The organism is Barnesiella sp. An22 (genome assembly GCF_963931395.1).
Taxonomy (GTDB): domain Bacteria; phylum Bacteroidota; class Bacteroidia; order Bacteroidales; family Barnesiellaceae; genus Barnesiella; species Barnesiella merdigallinarum.
This window is the reverse complement of record NZ_OZ007014.1, coordinates 191,499-213,471: the sequence shown is the minus strand read 5'-3', so window position 1 is coordinate 213,471 and position 21,973 is coordinate 191,499. Positions and strand designations below refer to the sequence as shown.

Annotated in this window: 13 protein-coding genes, 2 tRNA genes and 1 pseudogene; 10 read left to right on the top strand and 6 right to left on the bottom strand. The window is 52.8% G+C overall.

All coding sequences use genetic code 11. From position 1 onward, the window contains the following. Nucleotides 1-61 precede the first annotated feature (61 nt). The gene (mfd, locus tag ABGT88_RS00865) at nt 62-3,406 is read left to right on the top strand and encodes a transcription-repair coupling factor (protein WP_346699900.1); all 3,345 of its coding nucleotides are present in this window, start codon (nt 62-64) and stop codon (nt 3,404-3,406) included. On the opposite strand, the gene ABGT88_RS00860 is transcribed toward mfd, so the two are convergent. Together ABGT88_RS00860 and ABGT88_RS00855 are read right to left on the bottom strand one after the other, a co-directional pair. Then, nucleotides 3,345-4,751 carry a mechanosensitive ion channel domain-containing protein gene (locus tag ABGT88_RS00860; RefSeq protein WP_346699898.1) on the bottom strand — a complete coding sequence of 469 codons (1,407 nt, stop codon included), beginning with the start codon at nt 4,749-4,751 and terminating at the stop codon, nt 3,345-3,347. The two genes, mfd and ABGT88_RS00860, sit on opposite strands and share 62 nt — an antisense overlap. 125 nt (nt 4,752-4,876) lie before the next feature. Continuing rightward, nucleotides 4,877-6,658 (bottom strand): family 10 glycosylhydrolase, encoded by a 1,782-nt coding sequence (locus tag ABGT88_RS00855; protein ID WP_346699896.1) that lies wholly within the window; start codon nt 6,656-6,658, stop codon nt 4,877-4,879. A gap of 410 nt (nt 6,659-7,068) precedes the next feature. Here ABGT88_RS00855 and ychF point away from each other — a divergent pair, with 410 nt between their 5' ends. Next, complete coding sequence (gene ychF, locus ABGT88_RS00850; RefSeq protein WP_087407859.1) at nt 7,069-8,172, top strand: redox-regulated ATPase YchF; 1,104 nt, start codon at nt 7,069-7,071, stop codon at nt 8,170-8,172. 86 nt (nt 8,173-8,258) lie between these two features. Here ychF and ABGT88_RS00845 read toward each other — a convergent pair whose 3' ends face one another. Further along, nucleotides 8,259-9,935: a S41 family peptidase gene (locus tag ABGT88_RS00845; RefSeq protein ID WP_346699894.1), complete on the bottom strand. Its 1,677-nt coding sequence runs from the start codon at nt 9,933-9,935 to the stop codon at nt 8,259-8,261. Between the two features lie 34 nt (nt 9,936-9,969). After that, the gene (locus tag ABGT88_RS00840) at nt 9,970-10,962 is read right to left on the bottom strand and encodes an adenosine kinase (RefSeq protein WP_300133646.1); all 993 of its coding nucleotides are present in this window, start codon (nt 10,960-10,962) and stop codon (nt 9,970-9,972) included. A gap of 85 nt (nt 10,963-11,047) precedes the next feature. On the opposite strand from ABGT88_RS00840, the gene ABGT88_RS00835 reads away from it, so the two are divergent. From ABGT88_RS00835 to ABGT88_RS00820, 4 genes are all read left to right on the top strand, one after another. After that, a tRNA-Asn gene (locus tag ABGT88_RS00835) sits at nt 11,048-11,124 on the top strand. Nucleotides 11,125-11,143: 19 nt separating this feature from the next. Further along, nucleotides 11,144-11,217 (top strand) — tRNA-Asn (locus tag ABGT88_RS00830). A gap of 179 nt (nt 11,218-11,396) precedes the next feature. Next, complete coding sequence (locus ABGT88_RS00825; RefSeq protein WP_258327596.1) at nt 11,397-12,323, top strand: magnesium transporter CorA family protein; 927 nt, start codon at nt 11,397-11,399, stop codon at nt 12,321-12,323. Between the two features lie 95 nt (nt 12,324-12,418). After that, a complete protein-coding gene (locus tag ABGT88_RS00820) occupies nt 12,419-13,252 on the top strand; it encodes an HAD family hydrolase (protein WP_258327595.1) in 834 nt (277 codons plus the stop codon). 101 nt (nt 13,253-13,353) lie between these two features. Here ABGT88_RS00820 and ABGT88_RS00815 read toward each other — a convergent pair whose 3' ends face one another. After that, the gene (locus tag ABGT88_RS00815) at nt 13,354-14,337 is read right to left on the bottom strand and encodes a DMT family transporter (protein WP_298662413.1); all 984 of its coding nucleotides are present in this window, start codon (nt 14,335-14,337) and stop codon (nt 13,354-13,356) included. Nucleotides 14,338-14,512: 175 nt separating this feature from the next. Here ABGT88_RS00815 and ABGT88_RS00810 point away from each other — a divergent pair, with 175 nt between their 5' ends. From ABGT88_RS00810 to ABGT88_RS00795, 4 genes and pseudogenes are all read left to right on the top strand, one after another. After that, entirely contained in the window at nt 14,513-15,370 is an 858-nt protein-coding gene (locus ABGT88_RS00810; protein WP_346699891.1) for an alpha/beta hydrolase, read from the top strand. A gap of 257 nt (nt 15,371-15,627) precedes the next feature. Next, nucleotides 15,628-16,842: a site-specific integrase gene (locus tag ABGT88_RS00805; protein WP_346702793.1), complete on the top strand. Its 1,215-nt coding sequence runs from the start codon at nt 15,628-15,630 to the stop codon at nt 16,840-16,842. A 25-nt stretch (nt 16,843-16,867) separates the two neighbouring features. Continuing rightward, nucleotides 16,868-17,884, top strand: a pseudogene (locus ABGT88_RS00800) (PDDEXK nuclease domain-containing protein); the annotation flags it as partial. Between the two features lie 145 nt (nt 17,885-18,029). Continuing rightward, nucleotides 18,030-19,415 (top strand): transposase, encoded by a 1,386-nt coding sequence (locus ABGT88_RS00795; RefSeq protein WP_346699889.1) that lies wholly within the window; start codon nt 18,030-18,032, stop codon nt 19,413-19,415. A gap of 444 nt (nt 19,416-19,859) precedes the next feature. Here ABGT88_RS00795 and ABGT88_RS00790 read toward each other — a convergent pair whose 3' ends face one another. Continuing rightward, nucleotides 19,860-21,875: a KUP/HAK/KT family potassium transporter gene (locus ABGT88_RS00790; RefSeq protein WP_346699887.1), complete on the bottom strand. Its 2,016-nt coding sequence runs from the start codon at nt 21,873-21,875 to the stop codon at nt 19,860-19,862. Nucleotides 21,876-21,973: the final 98 nt, after the last annotated feature.

Here is a 21,973-nt window from a genome sequence, read left to right as displayed (position 1 = left end):
ATACGCCTCGTAACGACGAATAATTGTGTAACTTTGTTTCCCGGTTTAGTAAACGATAAACATGGACATTCAAAGTTTTTCTGCACGCTTCAATACGTCGGCGAGGCGTGATGCGTTTTTATCGCTGGTCAAGGACTCCAAGAGAAAAAACATCTTCATTCAGGGACTCGAAGGCTCGGCCCCGGCTCTGCTCTTCTCCAACTTGCTGGAGAACAAGAAGCCGCACCTCATCATCGCCAACGACCTCGACGAAGCCGGCTACCTCTACAACGACCTGGTGCAGATCAACGGCAGCGACCGCATCCTGCTCTTCCCCTCGGGCTACAAGCGCGACATCAAGTACGGACAGCCCGACCCTCCCTCCGAAATCCTGCGGACCGAGGTGCTCAACCGGCTGAACCAGAAAGGCGACTCCCTGCTGGTAATCACCTATCCCGAGGCTCTTGCCGAGAAGGTGGTGCCGGTCGATACGCTGTCGGACCAGACGCTCCACATCGACAAAAAGAGCAAGTACGACATCGTGGCTCTGGCCGACAAGCTGCGCGAGCTGGGATTCAGCGAGGTCGACTATGTGTATGAGCCGGGGCAGTTTGCCGTGCGGGGCAGTATACTCGATGTCTTTTCGTTTACCAACGAGTTGCCCTACCGTATCGATTTCTTCGGGAAAGAGGTAGAGAGCATCCGCACCTTCGAGGTCGAGACGCAGCTCTCGACCGAACGGCTCGACGAGGTCTACATCGTCTCGAATGTCTGCGGGAAGGAGGCTTCAGGCATCTCGATGCTCGATTTCATCGACAAAAACGCCATTCTCGTATGCCACAACCTCTCGTGGGCACTCGACCGGATAGAGGCCGTCGCCTCGGAGTCGCTCTCGGAGCAGACCCTCATTGCCGAGGAGGGCGACCGCGACGCCATGAAGAAGATTATCGACCCTGCGGCCTTCCGCCAAAAGGCGCTGTCGTTCCGCCGCATCGACTACGGTACCTCGAGCGAGGCGAAGACTCCCGCCGTCATGCGGTTCGACTGCGCACCGCAAGGGGTCTACCACAAGAATTTCGACCTGGTGAGCCAGTCGTTCTCCCAATTCATCGAGAAAAAGTACACCATCTACATCCTCAGCGACAGCGAAAAACAGATCGAACGGCTCCAGGCCATCTTCGAGGAGCGGGGCGAATCGATTACCTTCACCCCCGTGCTGAAGACGCTGCACGAGGGGTTCGTCGACAACGATCTGAAGATGTGCTGCTTCACCGACCACCAGATATTCGACCGCTTCCACAAGTATACCCTCAAGAGCGAACATGCCCGCTCGGGCAAACTGGCCCTCTCGCTCAAGGAGCTCAACCAGATAGAGGTGGGCGACTACATCGTGCACGTCGACCACGGTATCGGCCGCTTCGGCGGACTCATCCGCACCGAAATCAACGGCAAGATGCAGGAGGTTATCAAGCTCACCTACCAGAACGACGACATCATCTTCGTGAGCATCCACGCCCTGCACAAGCTGGCCAAATACCGGGGGAAAGAGGGAGAGACGCCCCGCGTCAACAAGCTGGGCAGCGGCGCCTGGGAGCGCATGAAGGAGAAGACCAAGGGCAAGATGAAAGAGATTGCCCGCGACCTCATCAAGCTCTATGCCGCCCGCAAGCAGGAGAAGGGCTTCGCCTTTTCGCCCGACTCGTTCCTGCAACAGGAACTCGAGGCCTCGTTTATCTACGAAGATACCCCCGACCAGATAAAATCGACCGCCGAGGTCAAGGCCGACATGGAGCGCGAACGGCCCATGGACCGGCTCATCTGCGGCGATGTGGGATTCGGCAAAACCGAGATTGCCATACGGGCCGCCTTCAAGGCCACCTGCGACAACAAGCAGGTAGCGGTGCTCGTGCCTACTACCGTGCTGGCCTTCCAGCACTACCAGACGTTTAAGGAGCGGCTCAAGGAGTTCCCCGTGCGGGTAGAGTATCTGAGCCGGGCCCGCAAGGCATCGGAGGTGAAAGCGATACTCAAAGACCTGGCCGACCGCAAAATCGACATCATCATCGGCACCCACAAGCTCATCGGGAAAGATGTGAAATTCAACGACCTGGGGCTGCTCATCATCGACGAGGAACAGAAGTTCGGCGTAGCCGTCAAGGAGAAACTCAAACAGATGAAGGTCAACGTCGACACCCTCACCATGTCGGCCACCCCTATCCCCCGCACCCTGCAGTTCTCGCTCATGGGGGCGCGCGACCTCTCGGTCATCACCACCCCGCCGGCCAACCGCTACCCCATACAGACCGAGGTGCACGCCTTCAACGACGATATTATCAAGGAGGCCATCAACTTCGAGATGAGCCGCGGCGGACAGGTGTTCTTCGTCAACAACCGCATCCCGCAACTCTACGAACTCGAGAACACCATACACCGCCTGGTACCCGATGCCCGCGTGGTCATCGGCCATGGACAGATGCCGCCCGAGAAACTGGAGCAGGCCATCATCGACTTTGTCAACTACGACTACGACGTGCTGCTGGCCACCACCATCATTGAGTCGGGCATCGACATGCCCAACACCAACACCATCATCATCAACGATGCCCAGAACTTCGGGTTGAGCGAGCTGCACCAGCTCCGAGGCCGTGTGGGCCGCAGCAACCGCAAGGCCTTCTGCTACCTGCTCACCCCGCCCCGCCACACCTTCTCGGTCGATGCCCGCCGCCGGTTGCAGGCCATCGAGAGCTTCTCGGAGCTGGGCAGCGGCATACACATCGCCATGCAAGACCTCGACATCCGGGGGGCCGGCAACCTGCTGGGGGCCGAACAGAGCGGTTTCATCGCCGATTTGGGATATGAAACCTATCAAAAGATTCTGAAAGAGGCGGTCGACGAGTTGAAAAACGACGAGTTCAGCGACCTCTACTACGGTGCCGACTCCGACGCGAAACCCGAGGAGTTTGTCTCGGAGTGTACCATCGAGTCGGACCTCGAGGTACTCTTCCCGGCCGACTACGTGCCGCAGGAGTCGGAGCGCATCTCGCTCTACCAGGAGCTCGACAGCATGGAACGCGAGACCGACATCCGCCAGTTCTGCGAACGGCTCGAAGACCGCTTCGGCCGCATCCCCCACGAAGCCATGGAGCTGATACGCATCGTGCGTCTGCGGCGGCTCGCCAAGCAGTTGGGTATCGAAAAGGTGGGGCTGAAACAGGGGCAGATGTACCTCTACTTTGTCTCCGACGAACACGTGGCCTACTACCAGTCGGCCGCTTTCGGCCGCATACTGGCCTACCTGCAAAAGAACCCGCGCCAATGCAAACTGCGCGAGATAAAGGGTCGCCGTTCGCTGGCCATCAAGGATATTACTTCGGTGGAATCGGCGGTTGCGGTGCTTGAGGAGGTGCTGCAGACCAATCCGGTTTAGCCGCCGTCGAACCGGCCGCACGCATCGTCCCAAAAGGTATTCCCCACATCTCGTCGGGGTGATGCCCGGCCGTAATCAAGGCGGCATTGATGTAGTCGCGGCTCGAGGGATTCTGGAAAGGATAGAGCCCGAAGGTAGGCATGATGGCCATGTAGTGCTCGAAAATCTCCGATTGAATCGACTCGTAGCTGGCCCAATCGGTGTTGGTCGAGAAGCAATAGAGCTGCAACGGCAGGCCGTTGTCGGTCGGGTCGAGGGCCCGCACCATCAGGAGCATCTGGCTGCCGATGAACTTGTGCTGTTGCAGATAGAGGGTCATGTAGGCCCGGAAGAGACCCAGGTTGGTCTCGATGGTTCCGTTTACCAGCCCCTCGCTGTTCTGGGTATTCTCGACGATGCCCCGCTGCTGCTGAGCCTCCTTTTTCTCGATGAAATCGCGTAAAATCGCCACCTCTTCCTTTATCTTTTCCAGAAACTCGGGCGTACAGAATTTCACCGTGCTGATGTCGATGGTCAACGAGCGCATGATGCGCCGTCCTCCCGCATCGGTCATGCCCCGCCAGTTCTGCACCTCGCCCGACACCAGCGAATAGGGCGGCAAGGTCACGATTGTGTTGTCGAAGTTCTGCACCTTCACCGTGTCGAGCGACACGTCGATGACGATTCCGTTCACACTGCCGCCCGGCACCACAATCCAGTCGCCGTTGCGAATCATGTCGTTTTGCGAGAGTTGTACCCCGGCCACAAAGCCCAGAATACTGTCTTTGAACACCAGCATCAGCACCGCGGCAAAAGCACCCAGTCCCGTAATGAGCGCCATGGGCGACCGCTCGATGAGAATCGAGACCGACACGATTACCCAGAAACCGGCCAACAGCCCCCGGATAATCTGAATCATCCCCTTCATGGGACGGTTGCGCAGGGCCGTACGGCTCGAATAGATTTCCCAAAAGACCGACAGTTGCGTATTGAGGGAGAAGACAATCACCCCCAACACATAAATCCAGCAGAGTTTCTCGATAAGTTTCAGGAAGGCCGGCGTGCCGTGAAAGGCAAACGGCAACAGCGACAGGATGACCAACGGCGGAATGATGTGCGTCAGTCGGGTAAAGAGGTGCGCCTTGACCAGCCCCTTCATCAAACTGCCGCCCCGATAGCGGGCCACGAGGTGAATCCCGTAAATCACGATGGCCCGCAGAATGCGGCCCACCACAATCGCAATGACAAAGACCAGCAGACTGTACACAATCTGGTCCCACACCGGCGAAGGCTCGCCGGTGAACCGCTGCAACAAATCCGACACCCAGGCCATGAGCCGGTCGGCTATCTCGTACGCTTTATTCATCGTTTCCGTTTTTTTCTTCTAAAAACGCCGCACCGGCTCGTAGGGTTCACCCCACCCTCACACAAAAAAAGGAGCTTCTCCCCAAAAACGAGAGAAGCTCCATCTTCATAAAAAACTAAAAGCAACTACCGAACGACTACTTTGTAGCCATTGACTATGTAGAGCCCGGCAGGAAGGGTAATCTCGGTTGTGCCCCGCTCGACCTCGGCCTCGCGCACCAGTTGCCCGGTAACGGCATAGACCTGCACGGTCGTCGCCTCGGGAGCCGATACGCACACGACACCTTGCGCCCCATACACGGCCAGCGATTCGGCCCGGCCGGTCTGTATGCCCGAAGGGGTCTTCACATAGGGCTCCGACTCGTTGCCGGCGGCATCGATAGCCGTCACCACAAAGTAGTAGCCCGACTGCGTGCACGACGACACGTCGGCACTCGTCTCCCAGGTAATCTGCTGCAGATAGGTCGACTTTTCATACGTGGCAGGACTGTTGACCACCCGGCTGGGCACATAATAGAGAGCATATCGTATGGTCTCGTCGGCCCCGGGTGCCTGCCACGAAAGGGTGTTGCCCGAGAGGGTTATATCGGTAATCCGGGGGAGCGTTTGGGGTGTCTTCCACGACATGAGCGGGGTCAGGGCGGGTTGGGTAAACTTCTCCTCGGCCAGATAGTCGGCCAGACCATAGCTGAAGAACTGGGTCGTGTTGAAGAAGACATGGCCCGGAGCCCCCAGCAGGTCGGTCGACCGATTCATGTCCACCTCGAAACCGCACTCTTCGGTCCCCTGAGCAGCCGTAGCGGCTACCGACCGCTCGACCATCGAGAGGTTGTCGTATTCGCTCTCGGTGATGCGAAGCCGTTGCAGGATGCTGCGGCGTTGCGGAGCGCTCTGCGGCATGGTCGAGATGCGCATGCTCGAGTAGAAGTGGCGCCCCATCACCTCGGCCACTCCGGCCCACCAGGGCACCAGCGTCTTGTAGCCCCAGGCCCGGGTGTTGAAGCTGGGCCAGTAGCATTGCGGCGAGATGTAGTCGATGCTCTTGGCCTTCAGCCAGGCCACCCCGTCGCAATAGAGTTGCGAATAGGCGCTCGTGCCGCCGCTCGTGTTCAGGTAGTCGATGCCGTAGGCGTTGGCCACGCTCTGCGGACCACCCCAGATACCGAAGGGCCCGATACCGAATTTCACGGTAGGCTTCGTCGCCTGAATCATACTGTATATGTCGGCCATCAAGGTGTTTACATTCTCGCGACGCCAGTCGCCCACATCCTTGCCGGCCGGTTTGTAGAGGCTCTGCGAATAGGCATCCTGGTTGGTGGTTCCCTCGTAGGGATAGAAATAGTCGTCGAAGATAACGCCGTCGACGTTGTAGTGGGTGATAATATCCTCGATGACTTCGACCAGATAGGCGGTCACTTCGGGATTGCCCGGGTCGAGGATATAGCTCGACGAATACTCGAGCAACCACTCGGGGTGATTCTTGCGGATGGGGTCATCGGCCCCGTGCATGTTCTTCACGCTCTCGTAGCGGTAGGGATTGATCCAGGCATGCAGCTCCATGCCCCGCTTGTGTGCCTCGTCGATAGCAAATGCCAGCGGGTCGTAGCCGGGATCCTTGCCTCGCGTGCCGGTGAGGTATTGCGACCACGGCTCGTAGGCCGACTGATACAGCGCATCGCACATGGGGCGCACCTGCATGTAGACGGCATTCATGCGGGCCGCCTGCATGCCGTCGAGTATCTCGACCAGTGCAGCCTGCTGCTGTGCGGCCGTCTGAGTCGATTTGGGCCAGTCGATATTGCTTACCGAGGCCAGCCACGTAGCCCGTAATTCTCGTTTGGGCGATTCGGCCACGGCCGAGAATAAGAAAACCGTAGCCAACAGGATGAGGAGCAGATGTTTTTTCATGTTATTTTCAGCAGATTGGTGTGCAGGACAAAAATACACCGAAAGCGAGAGATTCATTCACTCTGTTTTGCTAAAATAAAACAAATAACATTTAAAATACATTTACACACTCTACTCTGCCATCCCTTCTCCCACACGAGGAAAGAGAGAAATAAGCAAAAGATTCCTTATCTTTGTAAAAGATAGGATGCGACTCGACATAGCCAAACTTGAAAAACAAGTTTTCCCGTTTGTCTTTGCTCTCACCTTTCACTATCTTTGCAGGGACTGCCCGAACAGGTCTGCAACAAGAGGGAGAGCAACGCCCCTAAGAGCTTCGATAGCTTGCAGTAAATCAGACGATTGTCCACTCATCAGCCTGTTCAATGCCAGTCTTTAGGCACGAATTATAAACAAAACGACACAATAGAATGAGTTTACAATGTGGTATAGTCGGGCTGCCCAACGTGGGCAAATCGACTCTTTTCAACTGTTTGTCCAATGCCAAAGCGCAATCGGCAAACTTTCCGTTCTGCACCATCGAGCCCAATGTGGGAGTGATTACCGTTCCTGACGAGCGGTTGAACAAACTGGCCGAACTGGTTCATCCCCAGCGCATCGTCCCCACGACGGTCGAGATTGTCGACATCGCCGGCCTGGTGAAAGGGGCCAGTAAAGGTGAGGGTCTGGGTAACAAGTTCCTCGCCAACATTCGCGAGACCGATGCCATTCTGCACGTGCTCCGCTGCTTCGACGACGACAACATCACACACGTCGACGGCTCGGTAAACCCCGTAAGAGACAAGGAAATTATCGACTTTGAGCTGCAACTCAAAGACTTGGAGACCATCGAATCGCGCATTGCCAAGGTGCAGAAACAGGCACAGACCGGCGGTGACAAGGCGGCCAAAATCGCCTACGAAGTGCTGAGCCGCTACAAAGAGGCTCTCGAGCAGGGCAAACCGGCCCGCACGGTCACCTTCGAGACCAAAGACGAGCAGAAGATTGCCCACGACCTCTTCCTGCTCACCAACAAGCCGGTAATGTACATCTGCAACGTCGACGACGCCAGCGCCGTATCGGGCAACAAATATGTCGATATGGTACGCGAAGCCGTCAAGGACGAGCATGCCCAGATACTGATTGTGGCCGCCAAGACCGAATCGGAGATTGCCGAATTCGAAACCTACGAAGAGCGGCAGATGTTCCTCAACGAAATCGGCCTCAAGGAGTCGGGCGTATCGCGCCTCATCCGCGCCGCCTACAGCCTGCTCAACCTCGAGACCTACTTCACCGCCGGACCGCAAGAGGTGCGTGCCTGGACCTACCTGAAGGGGAGCAAGGCTCCGCAGTGTGCCGGCATCATCCACACCGACTTCGAGAAGGGCTTTATCCGCGCCGAAGTCATCAAGTATGACGACTACATCACCCTCGGGTCGGAAAACGCCTGCAAAGAGGCTGGAAAGATGTATATCGAAGGCAAGGATTATGTGGTGCAGGACGGCGACATCATGCACTTCCGCTTCAACGTGTAAGCTGCGTCGATTATCTACATACAACAAAGGCGATGAAATTCGATTTCATCGCCTTTGTTGTATCCGATGTATAGGTCCGGAAACTATCAGTGCTTCCCGGTGAGGTTCAAAATCTGGCCATAGCGGGTCTTGTCGTTCACAATCGAGCAGGCCTCGGTCAAATCCTTGTCGTCCTTGATCGACTCGATAATTTCGCCCTTCTGGTGGTAATATCGCTTCACGATTTCGATCGAGAGCAACTGGCTTATCTCGTCGCGGAAAGTCTCCAGGTCGCGGTCCAGGTCGTGATTCAAACTGGCCTCCAGCGCCTCGAACTGCTTCTGGGTCTTCTCGTCGAAGTAGCCCTCGAACTTGGCCACCTCCTTCAAGTCAGAGAGGATGCGTTCGCTCTGCTTGTCGTATTTGAAGTTCTTCGACTTCACGAAGGCCTTAAACTCGTTATAGACCGAGTCGGGCAATACGAACTCCTTGGCGGGGGCAATCGTATCGTGACGAGCGGCGTATTGGTTGGCAAAGTCGAAGAAATAGAAATCGCGCATCAGGTAGTAGCCGATGTTGCCCCGACGCTCGACCGAAGTCTCTACATCGGGCTTGATGCCGCCACCGTCGCGCACAATGCGGCCGTGAGCCGTCTTGAACTCGTGCGTGAGACTGTCGGGGATACGGGCCACGCTGCCGTCGGGGTTGCGGTGCGAGTAGTCGATAGCCTGGATAAGGCGGCCGCTGGGGATATAGTAGCGGGCAATCGTCACCTTGAGCATGCCATTATAGGGCAATGGACGGGTAGACTGTACCAGCCCTTTGCCATACGAACGCGAGCCCACGATTACGGCCCGGTCGAGGTCTTGCAGCGAACCGGCTACAATCTCCGACGACGAGGCGGTACCGCCATCGATCAGTACGGCCAGCGGTATCTTTTCATCGACCGGCTCTTGGGTAGTCTTGTAAATCTTGTCCATCTTCTTGTTGCGTCCCCGGGTCGAGAGCACCTCTACCCCTTTGGGAACAAACAGGTTGACAATCTGCACGGCCTGCTCGAGTATACCGCCGCCGTTGCCTCGCAGGTCGAGCACCAGCGAGGTGATGCCCCGACGCTTCAGCTCTTGCAGAGCCCGTTTCACCTCACCGGCGGCCGAGTCGGTAAAACTGCTCAGGTAGATGTAGCCCACACTGTCGCACACCACATCGTAGTAGGGTACGGCGGGCATCTGTATCTTTTTGCGGGTCAGGTCGAAGGAGAGAAGCCCCTCGACACCCGGCCGCTCTACGGTCACCTTCAACTTGGTATTGGCCGGACCTTTCAGCCGTTCGCTCACCTTCGAGCTGCTCCAACCGGCCACCGAATCGTTGTTGATCATCACAATCTTGTCGCCCGGGCGCAGACCGGCCAATTGGGCAGGCATCCCTTCGTAGGGTTCCGATATGTAGACCGCCTTGTCGCGCTCCATAATGAGCGAACCTATGCCGGCATACTCGCCGGTGGTAGAGAAGAAGAAATCGTCCTTCTCCTTCTCGGGGATATATTCGGTATAGGGGTCGAGCCGGCCCAACATGGCATTCACCCCGTCGCCAATCGCCTTTTCGGCATTGATGGTATCGACATAAAAGAGGTTCAACTCCTTGAACAGTGCATTGAATATATCGAGATTACGCGAAACTTCGAAATCCCTCCGATCCGATTTTCCGGCCGGTGCCGCACTCACGCTCCCTGCCACGAGGGTCAGCGCACAGGCGATTCCTAAAACCAAATGTATTTTTCTCATCACTCTCTGTTTTGTCTTAGCTTTACGAAGATAGTCAATGCGACCGGTCCCCGGCAATCAAGGCGGCCACTTTTAACTTTATTTCATCCCATATCTCATCGCTCATCTTGGTACCGATTACCTTGATGACCCGGCCGGCCAACAACGAACCTATCTCGCCGCAAACGTACAGCGAGCAGTGTTGCGACAGGCCGTAGAGGAAACCCGAAGCATAGAGATCGCCGGCCCCGGTAGAATCGATGCGTACCTCGGGCGTAGCCGGTACCTCGACAATGCTATCGCCGCAACCGACGAACGACCCCTGCGCACCGCACTTGACCACCGCAATCCTGCAGCAGCGGGCCAGTGTCTCGACAGCTTGCCGCGGCTCCTCGCCCGTATAGGCCATGGCCTCCTCTTCGTTGGCAAAAAGGATGTCGACATAGTTCTCGACCAAAGTACGGATGATGGCGTAATTCTCTTTCACGACATTGTAGCTCGCCATATCGAACGAGACCTGCAACCCCAGCTCCTTGGCCAGTTGCACGGCCCGCAGAATGAGGGCTTCGTCCTGTACCAGATAGCCCTCGATGTGAAGCAGGTCGTACCCGGCAAACATCTCGGGGGTAAGCTCGTCGGCACTCAGCGTAGAGGCGGCACCCAGAAACGTACCGAACGTACGTTCGCCGTCGGGGGTAATCAGGGTCATGGCACACCCCGAAGCCTGGTCACTCTCAATCAACGAAGTTTTCACCCCGTTACGCTCCATATCTTCACGGAAGAAACGCCCATAGGCATCGCGCCCGATCTTGCCGATGAAACCACCCGACACACCCATACGGGTCACACCCGATACGGCATTGGCAGCCGAGCCACCCGAAGCCAACGTGGTTTCCAGCCCTTCGAAGACCGCCATGATTTTCAACAGACGCTCCTCGTCAATCAGTTGCATACCCCCTTTCAAAAGGCCCATCTCCTCGAAACACGAGTCGGAATGCAAACGTGCCAGCACATCGGTCAGTGCGTTTCCCAATCCTACTATCCTCATTTGCGGAAAAATTTTTTTTGCAAATATATTGCATAATTGGAAATAACCCATTACTTTTGCATCGCATTTTTAAGGAATGACATCTTCTTCAGTAGCTCAGTCGGTTAGAGCATCTGACTGTTAATCAGAGGGTCGTTGGTTCAAGTCCAACCTGAAGAGCCAAACATTTTGAAACACCTATTCTTCAGTAGCTCAGTCGGTTAGAGCATCTGACTGTTAATCAGAGGGTCGTTGGTTCAAGTCCAACCTGAAGAGCTTCCGGAGAGTTCGTTCACAAGACGAACTCTTTTTTTCACCCCAAAAACAATGAATTATGGACGATTCAAACCCGCGAGCGAACAATAGTATTCACCTCTCCCTGGAGAGCAAGTAAGGTTTGAAGGTCAAATTTTGCGGGCTCCTCTTGGGATACAAAACAAGAAAGGAGCAACGCGATGAGAAAATATCTCTTTTGTGAAGCCGGTTTCGTAGAGAAACCCAATTGGCTGCCCAACTGCTGGGTAAACGTAGAGTGCCCCACGCAAGACGATTTCGATTTCCTGGAAAACGATTTGAAGGTACCCGCCTCGTTTTTACACGACATCGCCGATACCGACGAACGGCCGCGTATCGACAACGAAGGCAACTGGCTGTTGACCATCCTGCGTATACCTATTGTCGAACGCAACAGCACCATCTCCTACACCACCGTGCCCATCGGCATCATCACCAACAACGAGATTCTCGTTTCGGTCTGCTACCGCTCGACCGACATGATTCCCGATTTCATCGAGCATACCCGCCGCAAGGAGATTGCGGTGCCCAACAAATACGAGTTCATTCTGCGGCTCATCTACTCGTCGGCCGTGTGGTACCTCAAGTACCTGAAACAGATTTACAACGAGGTGAGCTCGGCCGAAAAGGAGCTGCAACGGAGCATCCGCAACGAAGACCTGCTGCGACTGATGAACCTGCAGAAGTGCCTCGTCTACTTCAACACCTCGATTCGAGGCAACGAAATGATGATCAGCAAACTGCCCAAGATTTTCCACGAAAAGGACTATCAGAACCCCGAGCTGCTCGACGACGTGATGATCGAGCTGCGGCAGGCCCACAACATGGTGAATATTTACAGCGACATCCTCACCGGCACGATGGATGCCTTTGCCTCCATCATCTCGAACAACGTGAACACCATCATGAAACGCATGACCAGCCTCTCGATTGTGCTCATGGTGCCCACGCTCATCGCCAGCTTCTACGGCATGAACGTCGACATTCACATCGAGCAGATACCGCACGCCTTCTCGCTGATCGTCTTCTTCTCGATACTGTTGTCGGCCCTGGCATTCATTATCTTCCGGAAAATCAAGTGGTTCTGACCGGTATTCCCGACGGGTGGACGGTGTAATCCCCTCCCCCGTCACCCCCTGTTCAACAACCGTCACCCCGCTGTGACCGATATACCTGCACGACGATGAAAACCCAAACGCTCTACATCACCGACCTGGACGGGACTCTGCTCAACGGCAACTCCGTGGTTTCGCCCCGCTCTACCCAGATTATCAACGACCTGCTGCACAAGGGCATGCGATTCACCGTGGCTACGGCCCGCACACCGGCTACGGTAGTCCCGTTGCTGCAACAGCTCGACCTCGATATTCCGGCCGTGCTCATGAACGGGGCCGTGCTCTACGACATCCGTCGCAAACACTATATCCGGGCCAACGGATTCACCGACAACTCGGCCCTCAACTACATCGACCTGCTCGAGAAGCGCGACCTGGTGCCCTTTGTCTATCGCATCGACAACAACAAGCTGCACGTCTTCCACAAACCGCTATCCAACGAGATGCAGCGCGAATTCAAACGTCAGCGCGAGAATACACCCTACAAGGATTTCGTACCCGTCGACCGCTACGCCGAGCCGCTGCTCGACCGGCCGCCGCTCTTCATCCTGGTCATCGACCGGTTCGACCGACTCGAGACCGCAGCCGCCGAGATAGGCCGGGCCGGACAATGCAGCATCTTCTGCTACCGCGACATCGTAGACCCCAGCTACGGCAACCTCGAAATCTACCCGCAGGGGGTCTCCAAGGCATCGACCGCCCAACAGATTGTCGACCACCTCAACCCCTGGGAGGTGGTGGCCTTCGGCGACAACCTCAACGACCTGCCCCTCTTCCGCATGGCCGACCGGCGATATGCTCCCGAGAACGCCATGGACGAGGTGAAACGGCAGGCCACCGCCATCATCCCCGACAACAACCACGACGGCGTGGCCCGTTTCCTCTACGACGACTACCTCTAAACCCGCTCCGTTACAGATAAAATACAGATAGTTTACAGATAAAACATAAGCCGTAAGAAACTCATTCTCACGGCTTATATGTATATACTCTTTCTAAAGTCCTACTTTTGCTTATCCACAGCATCTCCGCCGCTGGCAGCCGCCTCTTCACGAACCGCTTTCTCAGCCAGCTCGGCATCGAGTTGAGCCTTCGACTTACTGGTCGTTACCACATATACGCCCAGGAATACCAGCAGAATGGCAAAGCCCTTCATCACGTCGAAGCTGTCCATGCCCCACCAGATGGCCAGCAACGAGGCCACAATAGGCTGCGTGTAGTTGTACATGCTCACAATCGTCGGGCGCAACCGTTTCTGCCCCACCGAAACCAGCATGTACGACAGGAAGGTGGCCCCGAATATGACAAAGAACAAGTCGAGGTAAATGGTGCTGTCGAGCTGGGCAAAGGGAATGCGCATCACCTCCGACCCTCCGATAGGCAGACAGCAGATGGTCGCAAACAGAAACATCCACTTCATCAAGGTCACAGGCGTGTAGCGGCTGATAAGCCCCTTGAATGCCACATAGTAAATGGCGAAGCTCACCTCGGCAATGAGGCAGAAGAGGTCGCCCATCACCCGGCCGCCCGACAAACTGCCGCCCGACGTGCTGCCGGCGCCATCCAGAATCAGAATCAAAGCCCCCGTGAGGCCCATGAATACACCGATTACCTTCTTGCCCGTCATCGGCTCCTTCTGAATGAAAGCAGCCAGAATCATCGTAATGATAGGCGTCAGCGAGGCCACCACCGACGCATCGATAGGCGTCGTATAGGAGAGTCCCACCACAAAAAATCCCTGATTCAGAGTAATTCCAAACAGGGAGGCCGCAAACAGTAACAGTAAATCGCGCTTGGTCACCGACTCGCGAGGCATGAACAGGGAGGCTATCCAGAAGAAGGCAGCCGCCCCCACCATACGCATGTTGGTCAACGAAAAAGCCGATATGACACCCGTTAAAAAAATCGATTTAGAAATAGGCGACATGATTCCCCACAGGAAGTTCGCCGTAAACATGGCCGAATGGCCCTTCAATTTATCTTTCATTTCCCACTATTTTGGGCGCAAAAGTACAAAAAGTACAAATTGTTTCGTCACGAAATTCTCCACACGACACATATTTTTTCTCGAGCCACTCCACCATCCGGCCTATCCGATTATCTTTGCAGCCGTTATCCCGTGCAGCATCTGCACACGACACATACACGCAAAAACCAGACCCATGAAACTCAACCGGCTCATCACACTCCTGCTTGTTGCTACCCTCTTCGCCACCGCCTCATACGGCCAAACCCAAACGCCCATCGACATCGCCCTGTGGCCCAACGGCGCCACCGAAAAGAATGCCGACGAGGGAAAACCCTGCGACGAAAACCAACAGATATTCCAGCCCTCGATACGGGTATTTCTTCCCGAAGGCCGACGCACGGGACGTGCCGTGGTCATCTGCCCCGGAGGGGGCTACTACACCCTGGCCTACGGCCACGAAGGCTACGACTATGCCTCCTACTTTACCCACCAGGGCATCGCCCTCGTTGTGCTGAAATACCGCATGCCGCACGGCAACCACCGGGTACCCCTGGCCGACCTGTGCGAAGCCATGCGCACCGTCAAGGCCCATGCCCGGGAGTGGGGCATCGACCCCGACGACATCGGGGTGATGGGCTTCTCGGCCGGCGGCCACCTGGCCTCGACCCTGGCCACACACTACCCGCAAGAGCTGAAACCAGCCTTCCAGATACTCTTCTACCCCGTCATCTCCATGGATACGACCATCACCCACCGGGGGTCTCGCGACAACCTCATCGGGCAGAATCCCGACCCGCAACTCGTCGACTGTTACTCCAACGAGCTCCAGGTCGATGCCGAGACGCCTCGGGCCTTTATCGCCCTCTCCGACGACGACAATGTGGTACCCGTCGAGAACAGCCTGCGCTACTACACCGCCCTGCACCGTCACCACGTGCCCGTGTCGCTGCACATCTATCCCACCGGCGGCCACGGCTGGGGCTATCAGGAGACGTTCCGGTTCAAAAGCGAGGTGCACAGCGCCCTGGCCGACTGGCTGCGGTCGTTCTGAGGGAGGGGAGAATTTTGTCGACTAGGCCATTAGGCCGGAGAAAAAGATAGAATCCAACAAAGAAAAGAGGCTGCAACCCTGCGGTTACAGCCTCTTCGATCTTGTACCCAGAGCCGGTACAAGGCATAGAAATCATAGGAAAATAAAAGAATTTATCTTCCTTATTATCAATTATTTGCATCTTTCTTATTTTCTCTATTTTTGCCATATTTTGCCCATTTTTCGTCATTAAGTACACTTTGAAATTCCATTTTCTTTTGTACCTTTGCAATATCGGAAAACAAAAGAAAAACAGGCTGTCGGACGGCAGAATCAGCCTGTATCTGGAGTATTATTTGGGTAGAGAGGAAAAGCCCGTGTTGGATGAAAACGGTAATCAAGTGTATTATGAAAACGGTAAGATGCGGGGAAAGCCGAAGTTCGCTATCAAGCATCACAGGCGAAAAGAGAACCTCAGCCTGTATCTGATAGAGAAGCCACGTACCCCTGCGGAACGCCAGCAGAACAAGGAAACACTGGAGCTTGCTGTAAAAATACGTGCCGAACGTGAACAGGAGTTTAAGGAAAGTATGTTGGGCTATCGCCTGAAAAAAGACCGGAACGTGAATTTCTTGGATTATTTTCAAGCCTATATCAATGACTATACCAAGAAAGACATTCGGATGGTGCAAATCGCCCTAAGCCGTTTCAAGGACTTTTTGAAGGAGCATTACCCGATGCACGAGTTCGGCATCAAGCCGGAACTTATCACGAAGGACATGATGGAACAGTTCGTAGCTTATCTGCAATCCCGGAGCGTGGGCGAAGGGGCTAAAAGCATCTTCCAGCGTTTCAAGAAGGTTATCCACTATGCGATTGACCACGATGTGATGCTGAAAGACCCCTGCAAAGGCGTTACCTGCAAGGCGGATAGCCAGATACTACGCAAGGACGTGCTTTCGCCGGAAGAAATCCAGCGGTTGATTGCGTGCCATTATGACAACGAGAACCCCAACGTAAGGCGTGCGTTTATCTTTTGCCTGTATTGTGGCTTGCGCTTCTGTGATGTGAAAGACCTTACCTATAAGAATATCGACTACGCTAATAAGCTGCTAAAATTTGAGCAGAACAAGACCAAAGGTCATTCCGCCAGTAGCGGTGTGGTCATTCCGCTCAATGACGGTCTTCTTTCGCTTGTGGGAGAACCGCCGGCAGACGGTAACAAAGACGCTCTCATCTTCAACCTGCCTTCGTATGAAAGTTGCTGCAAATCCGTCAAGCGTTGGGTGAAAAGAGCCGGGATAGATAAGCACATAAGCTGGCATTGCGCCCGTCACTCATTCGCCGTGAATATCCTCAACAATGGGGCGAACATCAAGACGGTTGCCAGCCTGCTCGGGCATAGCGGACTGAAACATACGGAGAAATACACCCGTGCGGTGGATAAATTGAAAGAGGAGGCGATAAACAGCCTGCCGGAATTAAAGTTTTAACCATAAAAGACTTACCTTTGCAATTATGGACTTTGAAGCATTAGTAAAACATATCAGCACGATACAAAGCACGTTGCAGGCGCAAGCCGCACACGCTGTAAACCTAGCCCTGACTGCCCGCAATTGGCTCATGGGCTGCTATATCGTGGAGTTTGAGCAAAACGGTGAAGACCGTGCCGCATACGGCGAACAACTGTTGAAGAAACTGGAACAGCGGTTGAATGTCAAAGGACTGAACGAGCGCAGGTTTCGTGAATTCCGGCGGCTATACCTTGTTTATCCGCAACTGAAAGAGCCTATCGCACAATACATATTGGCAGGAAGCGAAATTCGGCACACACTGTCCGCCGAATTGGCAGACCCAATTCGGCGGTCGCCAACCGCCGAATCTTCTCAATACATTCAATCGGCTCAAAACAAATGGATTACCCCACCCGAAAAGTTATTTAGCCGCCTATCCTCTACCCATTTGAATGTAATTTCACCCATTGATAACCCTGTAAAACGTGCTTTCTACGAAATGGAAGCCATTCGGGGCTGCTGGTCAGTAAAGGAATTGGAGCGGCAAATCAATTCCCTCTATTACGAACGCAGCGGATTATCCCAAAATAAGGAAACCTTGTCTGCCTTGGTGCAGCGGCAAGCCATGCCGCTGCAGCCCAAAGACATTATTAACACGCCCGTTACGTTGGAGTTCTTGGGATTGAACGACCGTGCTTTGGTAACGGAAAACGACTTGGAGCAATCCATTCTGGACAACCTGCAACGCTTCCTGTTGGAAATGGGACATGGGTTCTGCTTCGAAGCACGCCAAAAGAGAATCCTGATAGACGGGGATTATTTCTTTGCCGACCTCGTGTTTTACCACCGCATTTTGAAATGCCATGTCATCGTGGAATTGAAGATAGACAAGTTCCGCCACGAATACGCTTCGCAACTGAACCTATATCTTAACTACTTCAAGGCGGAAGTGATGCAACCCGACGACAATCCGCCTGTCGGCATCCTGCTTTGCACCGAGAAGGGCGACACGTTGGTAAAATAGGGACTGTCGTAAAAAGAATAAAACTTTATAACGAATTGATTGCCAATGTAATATAAAATTTGTATCTTAGCTAAAGATAAAAAGAATACCTCCAATTGCCCTAGAAAAGCCAAATTTGGAGGTATCGCAAAAATTAATCTGCATGGCTAAGGTACAAAATTTCTCTGGAATATCACCCGATCTTCCTTTCACGGAGTTCGATTTTTATGAATTGTATAGGCGGACGTTCGAGACTAGCGAGCTGGGAAAAATCAGGAAGAGGCTGCCGCTTGGTGAGATGGCAGAGAACTTTGGACTGATAAGCAAGAGCATGAGAGCGAAGAAAGGGCGAAAAACATACTTCACCCCGGAGGGCAAGGTTGCGCTGATGTTCCTGAAGATGTACACAGGTCTGAGCAGCCCGAGGTTGATGGAGCATCTTAACGGCAACGTCCACTATCAGCTCTTCTGCGATGTGAGAATAGACCCGATGCATCCTCTGACGAACTACAAACTTCTGGACGACGTGTTTTCGGAGCTGGCCCGCGGGCTGAAGATCCAACAGCAGCAGGAGATACTGGCAAGAGCCTGGGAACCGTACATGAAGGACCTGGATACGATGTATACGGATGCGACCTGTTACGAGAGCGAGATGCGCTATCCTACGGATGCGAAGCTTCTGTGGGAAGGAATAGAGAAGTCATATGAGATAATGTGCACTCTGAGTGCCAAGCTGAATGTGCACCGTCCGAGGACGAAGTACGTAGACGTAGAGAAGGCCAACCTGTCGTACAGGAAGCGGCGCAGGCATACGAAAGTCCAGACCAGGAAACTGACCAGACGCCTGCTCAACCTTTTGGGGAAGATACTGAAGGAGACCCGCACACTGGAGAGGGAGAATGCAGGCGCGGAGAAATTGCTGACAGCCAGACAGAAGAGCGATATTGAAATCATCACAAGAGTGTACCGCCAGCAGAAGGCCCACTTCGAGAACAACAATCCTCGCGAGAGTGTCAAGGACAGGATAGTGAGCATCAGCAAGCCGTATGTGAGGCCAATCGTGAGAGGCAAGGAAGTGAAGAGCGTAGAGTTCGGTGCGAAGTGCAACAACATCCAGGTTGACGGACTCTCATTCATCGAGAAGCTGTCATTCAATGCCTTCAACGAGGGAACCAGGCTTACGCACTGCCTGAAGATGCACCGAAAGCTCTTCGGTGTGGAGGCGAAGAAGGTCGGAGGAGATGCAGGCTATGCCGGCAGCGCCAACAGGGGGTACTGCAAGGATAGAGGAATACAGACGTCATTCGTCAAGCGTGGCCGTCCGTCCTTGGAAAAGAAAGAGAACGACATCATCCGCAACGAGCTGGCGAGGGTGAGGGCAACGAGGATGGAAGGCTCGTTCGGAACGCAGAAGGAACACTATGGCCTGAAACGCATCAAGGCAAGGACGAAGTTGACCGAAATCCTGTACATCTTCTTTGGCATCCACACGGCGAATGCAGTACAGCTCGTCCGGCGGGAAGTCAACGAAATTGCCCAGGCTGCCTGATGTTCGAGGTGAGTGAGAAACGGCCCTTTCACTGGAGTATTGGCTCCAGTTGGGTCCAAAAATGAAAAAAGGGGCTCCGAAACGGAGCCGAAAATATAAAAAGATGAGTTCGATCGGAAAAATTACCGGGACAGTCTGCCGATTGACTCATAATGACGGAATTAAACGACTGTCCCTAAAATACGCCACTGCCGGATTAGACCCGAACATCTTCGTGCAAAAGTATATGATAGAACTTCCCACTGAAGAGGAAATTAAGAAGTTCATTTCAACTGCAAACTATTAGCAATAAAAAACACTACTGGCGAAAAGAAGGAAAGCCATTCTTTCTCTTTTCGCCAGCACGTTTATTACTGCCAACAAGAATAGGTTTAGGTTAGTTTGGATGTATATACAAAAGACAGAACTAAACCGTAAATGCAGACGATAATTATAGCAAGTCACTTATGATACATTCTGTTCTTCCAAGACCATATTAGCATCATTATCGCATTTTTCAGGCTTAATCCGCTCTATACGACGAATATGTTTTGCCCTATTAGCTATAATTAACGGTACACGCTCGACAACAACAACCGATGTGTCAAGCCCCAACGCACTCGGTTCTCCAATGCCTATCTTTCTAATTAAGGCATAAAGGCTCATCAGCAAATTTTGTCGGCGGTTACGGGAATCTTCAGGATAATATATCCGGTGGATAATAATAAAGCGAAAATCACCCGGTATGCCATTCTTATGCAATGAAGGATAAGAGCTTGTTAGTTCTACTTCACCATCCGCAACAAGGTCATCAACTACTTGTCGTAAATAAAGGCTCACGCGCGGTTCTATACGAAAACCTATACGCATGGTTATACTAAACAATGTCCCTTTTATTAATGTGGAACAATTATATTCAAGTGTGTCTGGTGTATCCACAAATTCAAGGTTAATAAGCCAATAATGATCTGCCCGTTTAGGCTGCTTATTAATTATGGAATACAACAATTTATCGTCCACACAACCTTCTTTGTCTGCATGATTCACATAGACAAGATTAGAAGCATATTTGGATATGCTTTCGTCCGCCTTAATATCAGAAATAATGTTGTAGTATTCACTTAACCGTTTGGAAGACATATGTTTTCGACGAATTTTGTTGGCACTTACCCATACAAACATGATAAAACATAATAATCCACCTATTAACAGCGTAAACCAACCTCCGACCATAAATTTGGACAGGTTTGCAGCAAGGAAAATACCTTCAATAACACAATATCCGCCGACAAACAGTATTGATAGAATGCGTGGAATGTTATGCATATGCAAATAGAATCCCAACAACAATGTTGTCATCAACATTGTAATAGTTATGGCAAGTCCATAAGCGGCTTCCATGTGGGTGGAATCTCGAAACAACAATATAGTAAATATTACTCCAATATACATTACAAGGTTTACCATTGGAATAAATAACTGACCTTTTACGTTGGTAGGGTGCTTAATACGCATACGAGGCCAGAAATTCAAGTTCATAGCTTCACTCAATATGGAAAATGAACCGCTTATTAGAGCTTGGCTCGCAACAATAGCTGCCCCGGTAGCCATTGCTATGGAAAACAACAGTATTTCTTGTGGCATGATTGAATAAAATGGGTTCACTGTACCTTCTGCACTTTCCGGATGATGCAATACCCACGCTCCTTGCCCCAAATAATTTAGAATAAGCATCACCTTTACAAATATCCAACTGACCGTAATATTTCGTCTGCCACAGTGCCCTAAATCAGAGTATAAGGCTTCTGCACCAGTGGTACACAAGAAAACGGCACCCAATATCAGAAACCAGTGGGGGGATTCCACTAATAACCGTATGGCATAGTAAGGATTGAATGCCTTGAATACTTGAGGATAGGAAGTCAGACTGATAGCTCCGGCGATTCCAAGAAGCAGGAACCAAAGTAGCATAAATATGCCAAATGACCGTCCTATATTTTCTGTACCAAAACGCTGAATGAAAAATATAATGGTAATAATGGTCAGTGTAATAGGAATCACAGGCAGATGCGGACTGATACTTTCAAGTCCTTCTATGGCAGTTGTGACCGTAATGGCTGGAGTGATAATACCATCAGCAAGCAAAGTGCTCGCACCGATAATGGCAATGATGTAAATCCACCTTCTTCTGTGGCGGCGTAAAAGGGCATAAAGCGCAAGTATGCCACCCTCCCCGTTATTGTCGGCACGGAGAGCCACCAGCACATATTTCACCGTAGTCTGAAGAGTAAGTGTCCATATGATACAAGACAATGCGCCTAAAACATAATTTTCATCAAGAGCTTCTCCAGTATGAATGATGGCTTTCATAACATAGAGTGGCGATGTTCCAATGTCACCAAAAACAATACCCAATGTGATGAGTAACCCGGCAAATCCAAGTTTATGTTGAATATTGCCTTCTTTTGATAGGTTTGCCATAAAAAGTAGTTTTTTGTTCTACATATATTTGTTTTCCTTTCAAGCGGCGCAAATATAAAATAAAATCTTAACAATAAGATTTCACTTTTCTTTTTTCG

Excerpts from the sequence above, each read along its gene's own strand:
- mfd (WP_346699900.1), top strand. The coding sequence starts at position 62 with ATGGACATTCAAAGTTTTTCTGCACGCTTCAATACGTCGGCGAGGCGT.
- ABGT88_RS00860 (WP_346699898.1), bottom strand. The coding sequence starts at position 4,751 with ATGAATAAAGCGTACGAGATAGCCGACCGGCTCATGGCCTGGGTGTCG.
- ABGT88_RS00855 (WP_346699896.1), bottom strand. The coding sequence starts at position 6,658 with ATGAAAAAACATCTGCTCCTCATCCTGTTGGCTACGGTTTTCTTATTC.
- ychF (WP_087407859.1), top strand. The coding sequence starts at position 7,069 with ATGAGTTTACAATGTGGTATAGTCGGGCTGCCCAACGTGGGCAAATCG.
- ABGT88_RS00845 (WP_346699894.1), bottom strand. The coding sequence starts at position 9,935 with ATGAGAAAAATACATTTGGTTTTAGGAATCGCCTGTGCGCTGACCCTC.
- ABGT88_RS00840 (WP_300133646.1), bottom strand. The coding sequence starts at position 10,962 with ATGAGGATAGTAGGATTGGGAAACGCACTGACCGATGTGCTGGCACGT.
- ABGT88_RS00825 (WP_258327596.1), top strand. The coding sequence starts at position 11,397 with ATGAGAAAATATCTCTTTTGTGAAGCCGGTTTCGTAGAGAAACCCAAT.
- ABGT88_RS00820 (WP_258327595.1), top strand. The coding sequence starts at position 12,419 with ATGAAAACCCAAACGCTCTACATCACCGACCTGGACGGGACTCTGCTC.
- ABGT88_RS00815 (WP_298662413.1), bottom strand. The coding sequence starts at position 14,337 with ATGAAAGATAAATTGAAGGGCCATTCGGCCATGTTTACGGCGAACTTC.
- ABGT88_RS00810 (WP_346699891.1), top strand. The coding sequence starts at position 14,513 with ATGAAACTCAACCGGCTCATCACACTCCTGCTTGTTGCTACCCTCTTC.
- ABGT88_RS00795 (WP_346699889.1), top strand. The coding sequence starts at position 18,030 with ATGGCTAAGGTACAAAATTTCTCTGGAATATCACCCGATCTTCCTTTC.
- ABGT88_RS00790 (WP_346699887.1), bottom strand. The coding sequence starts at position 21,875 with ATGGCAAACCTATCAAAAGAAGGCAATATTCAACATAAACTTGGATTT.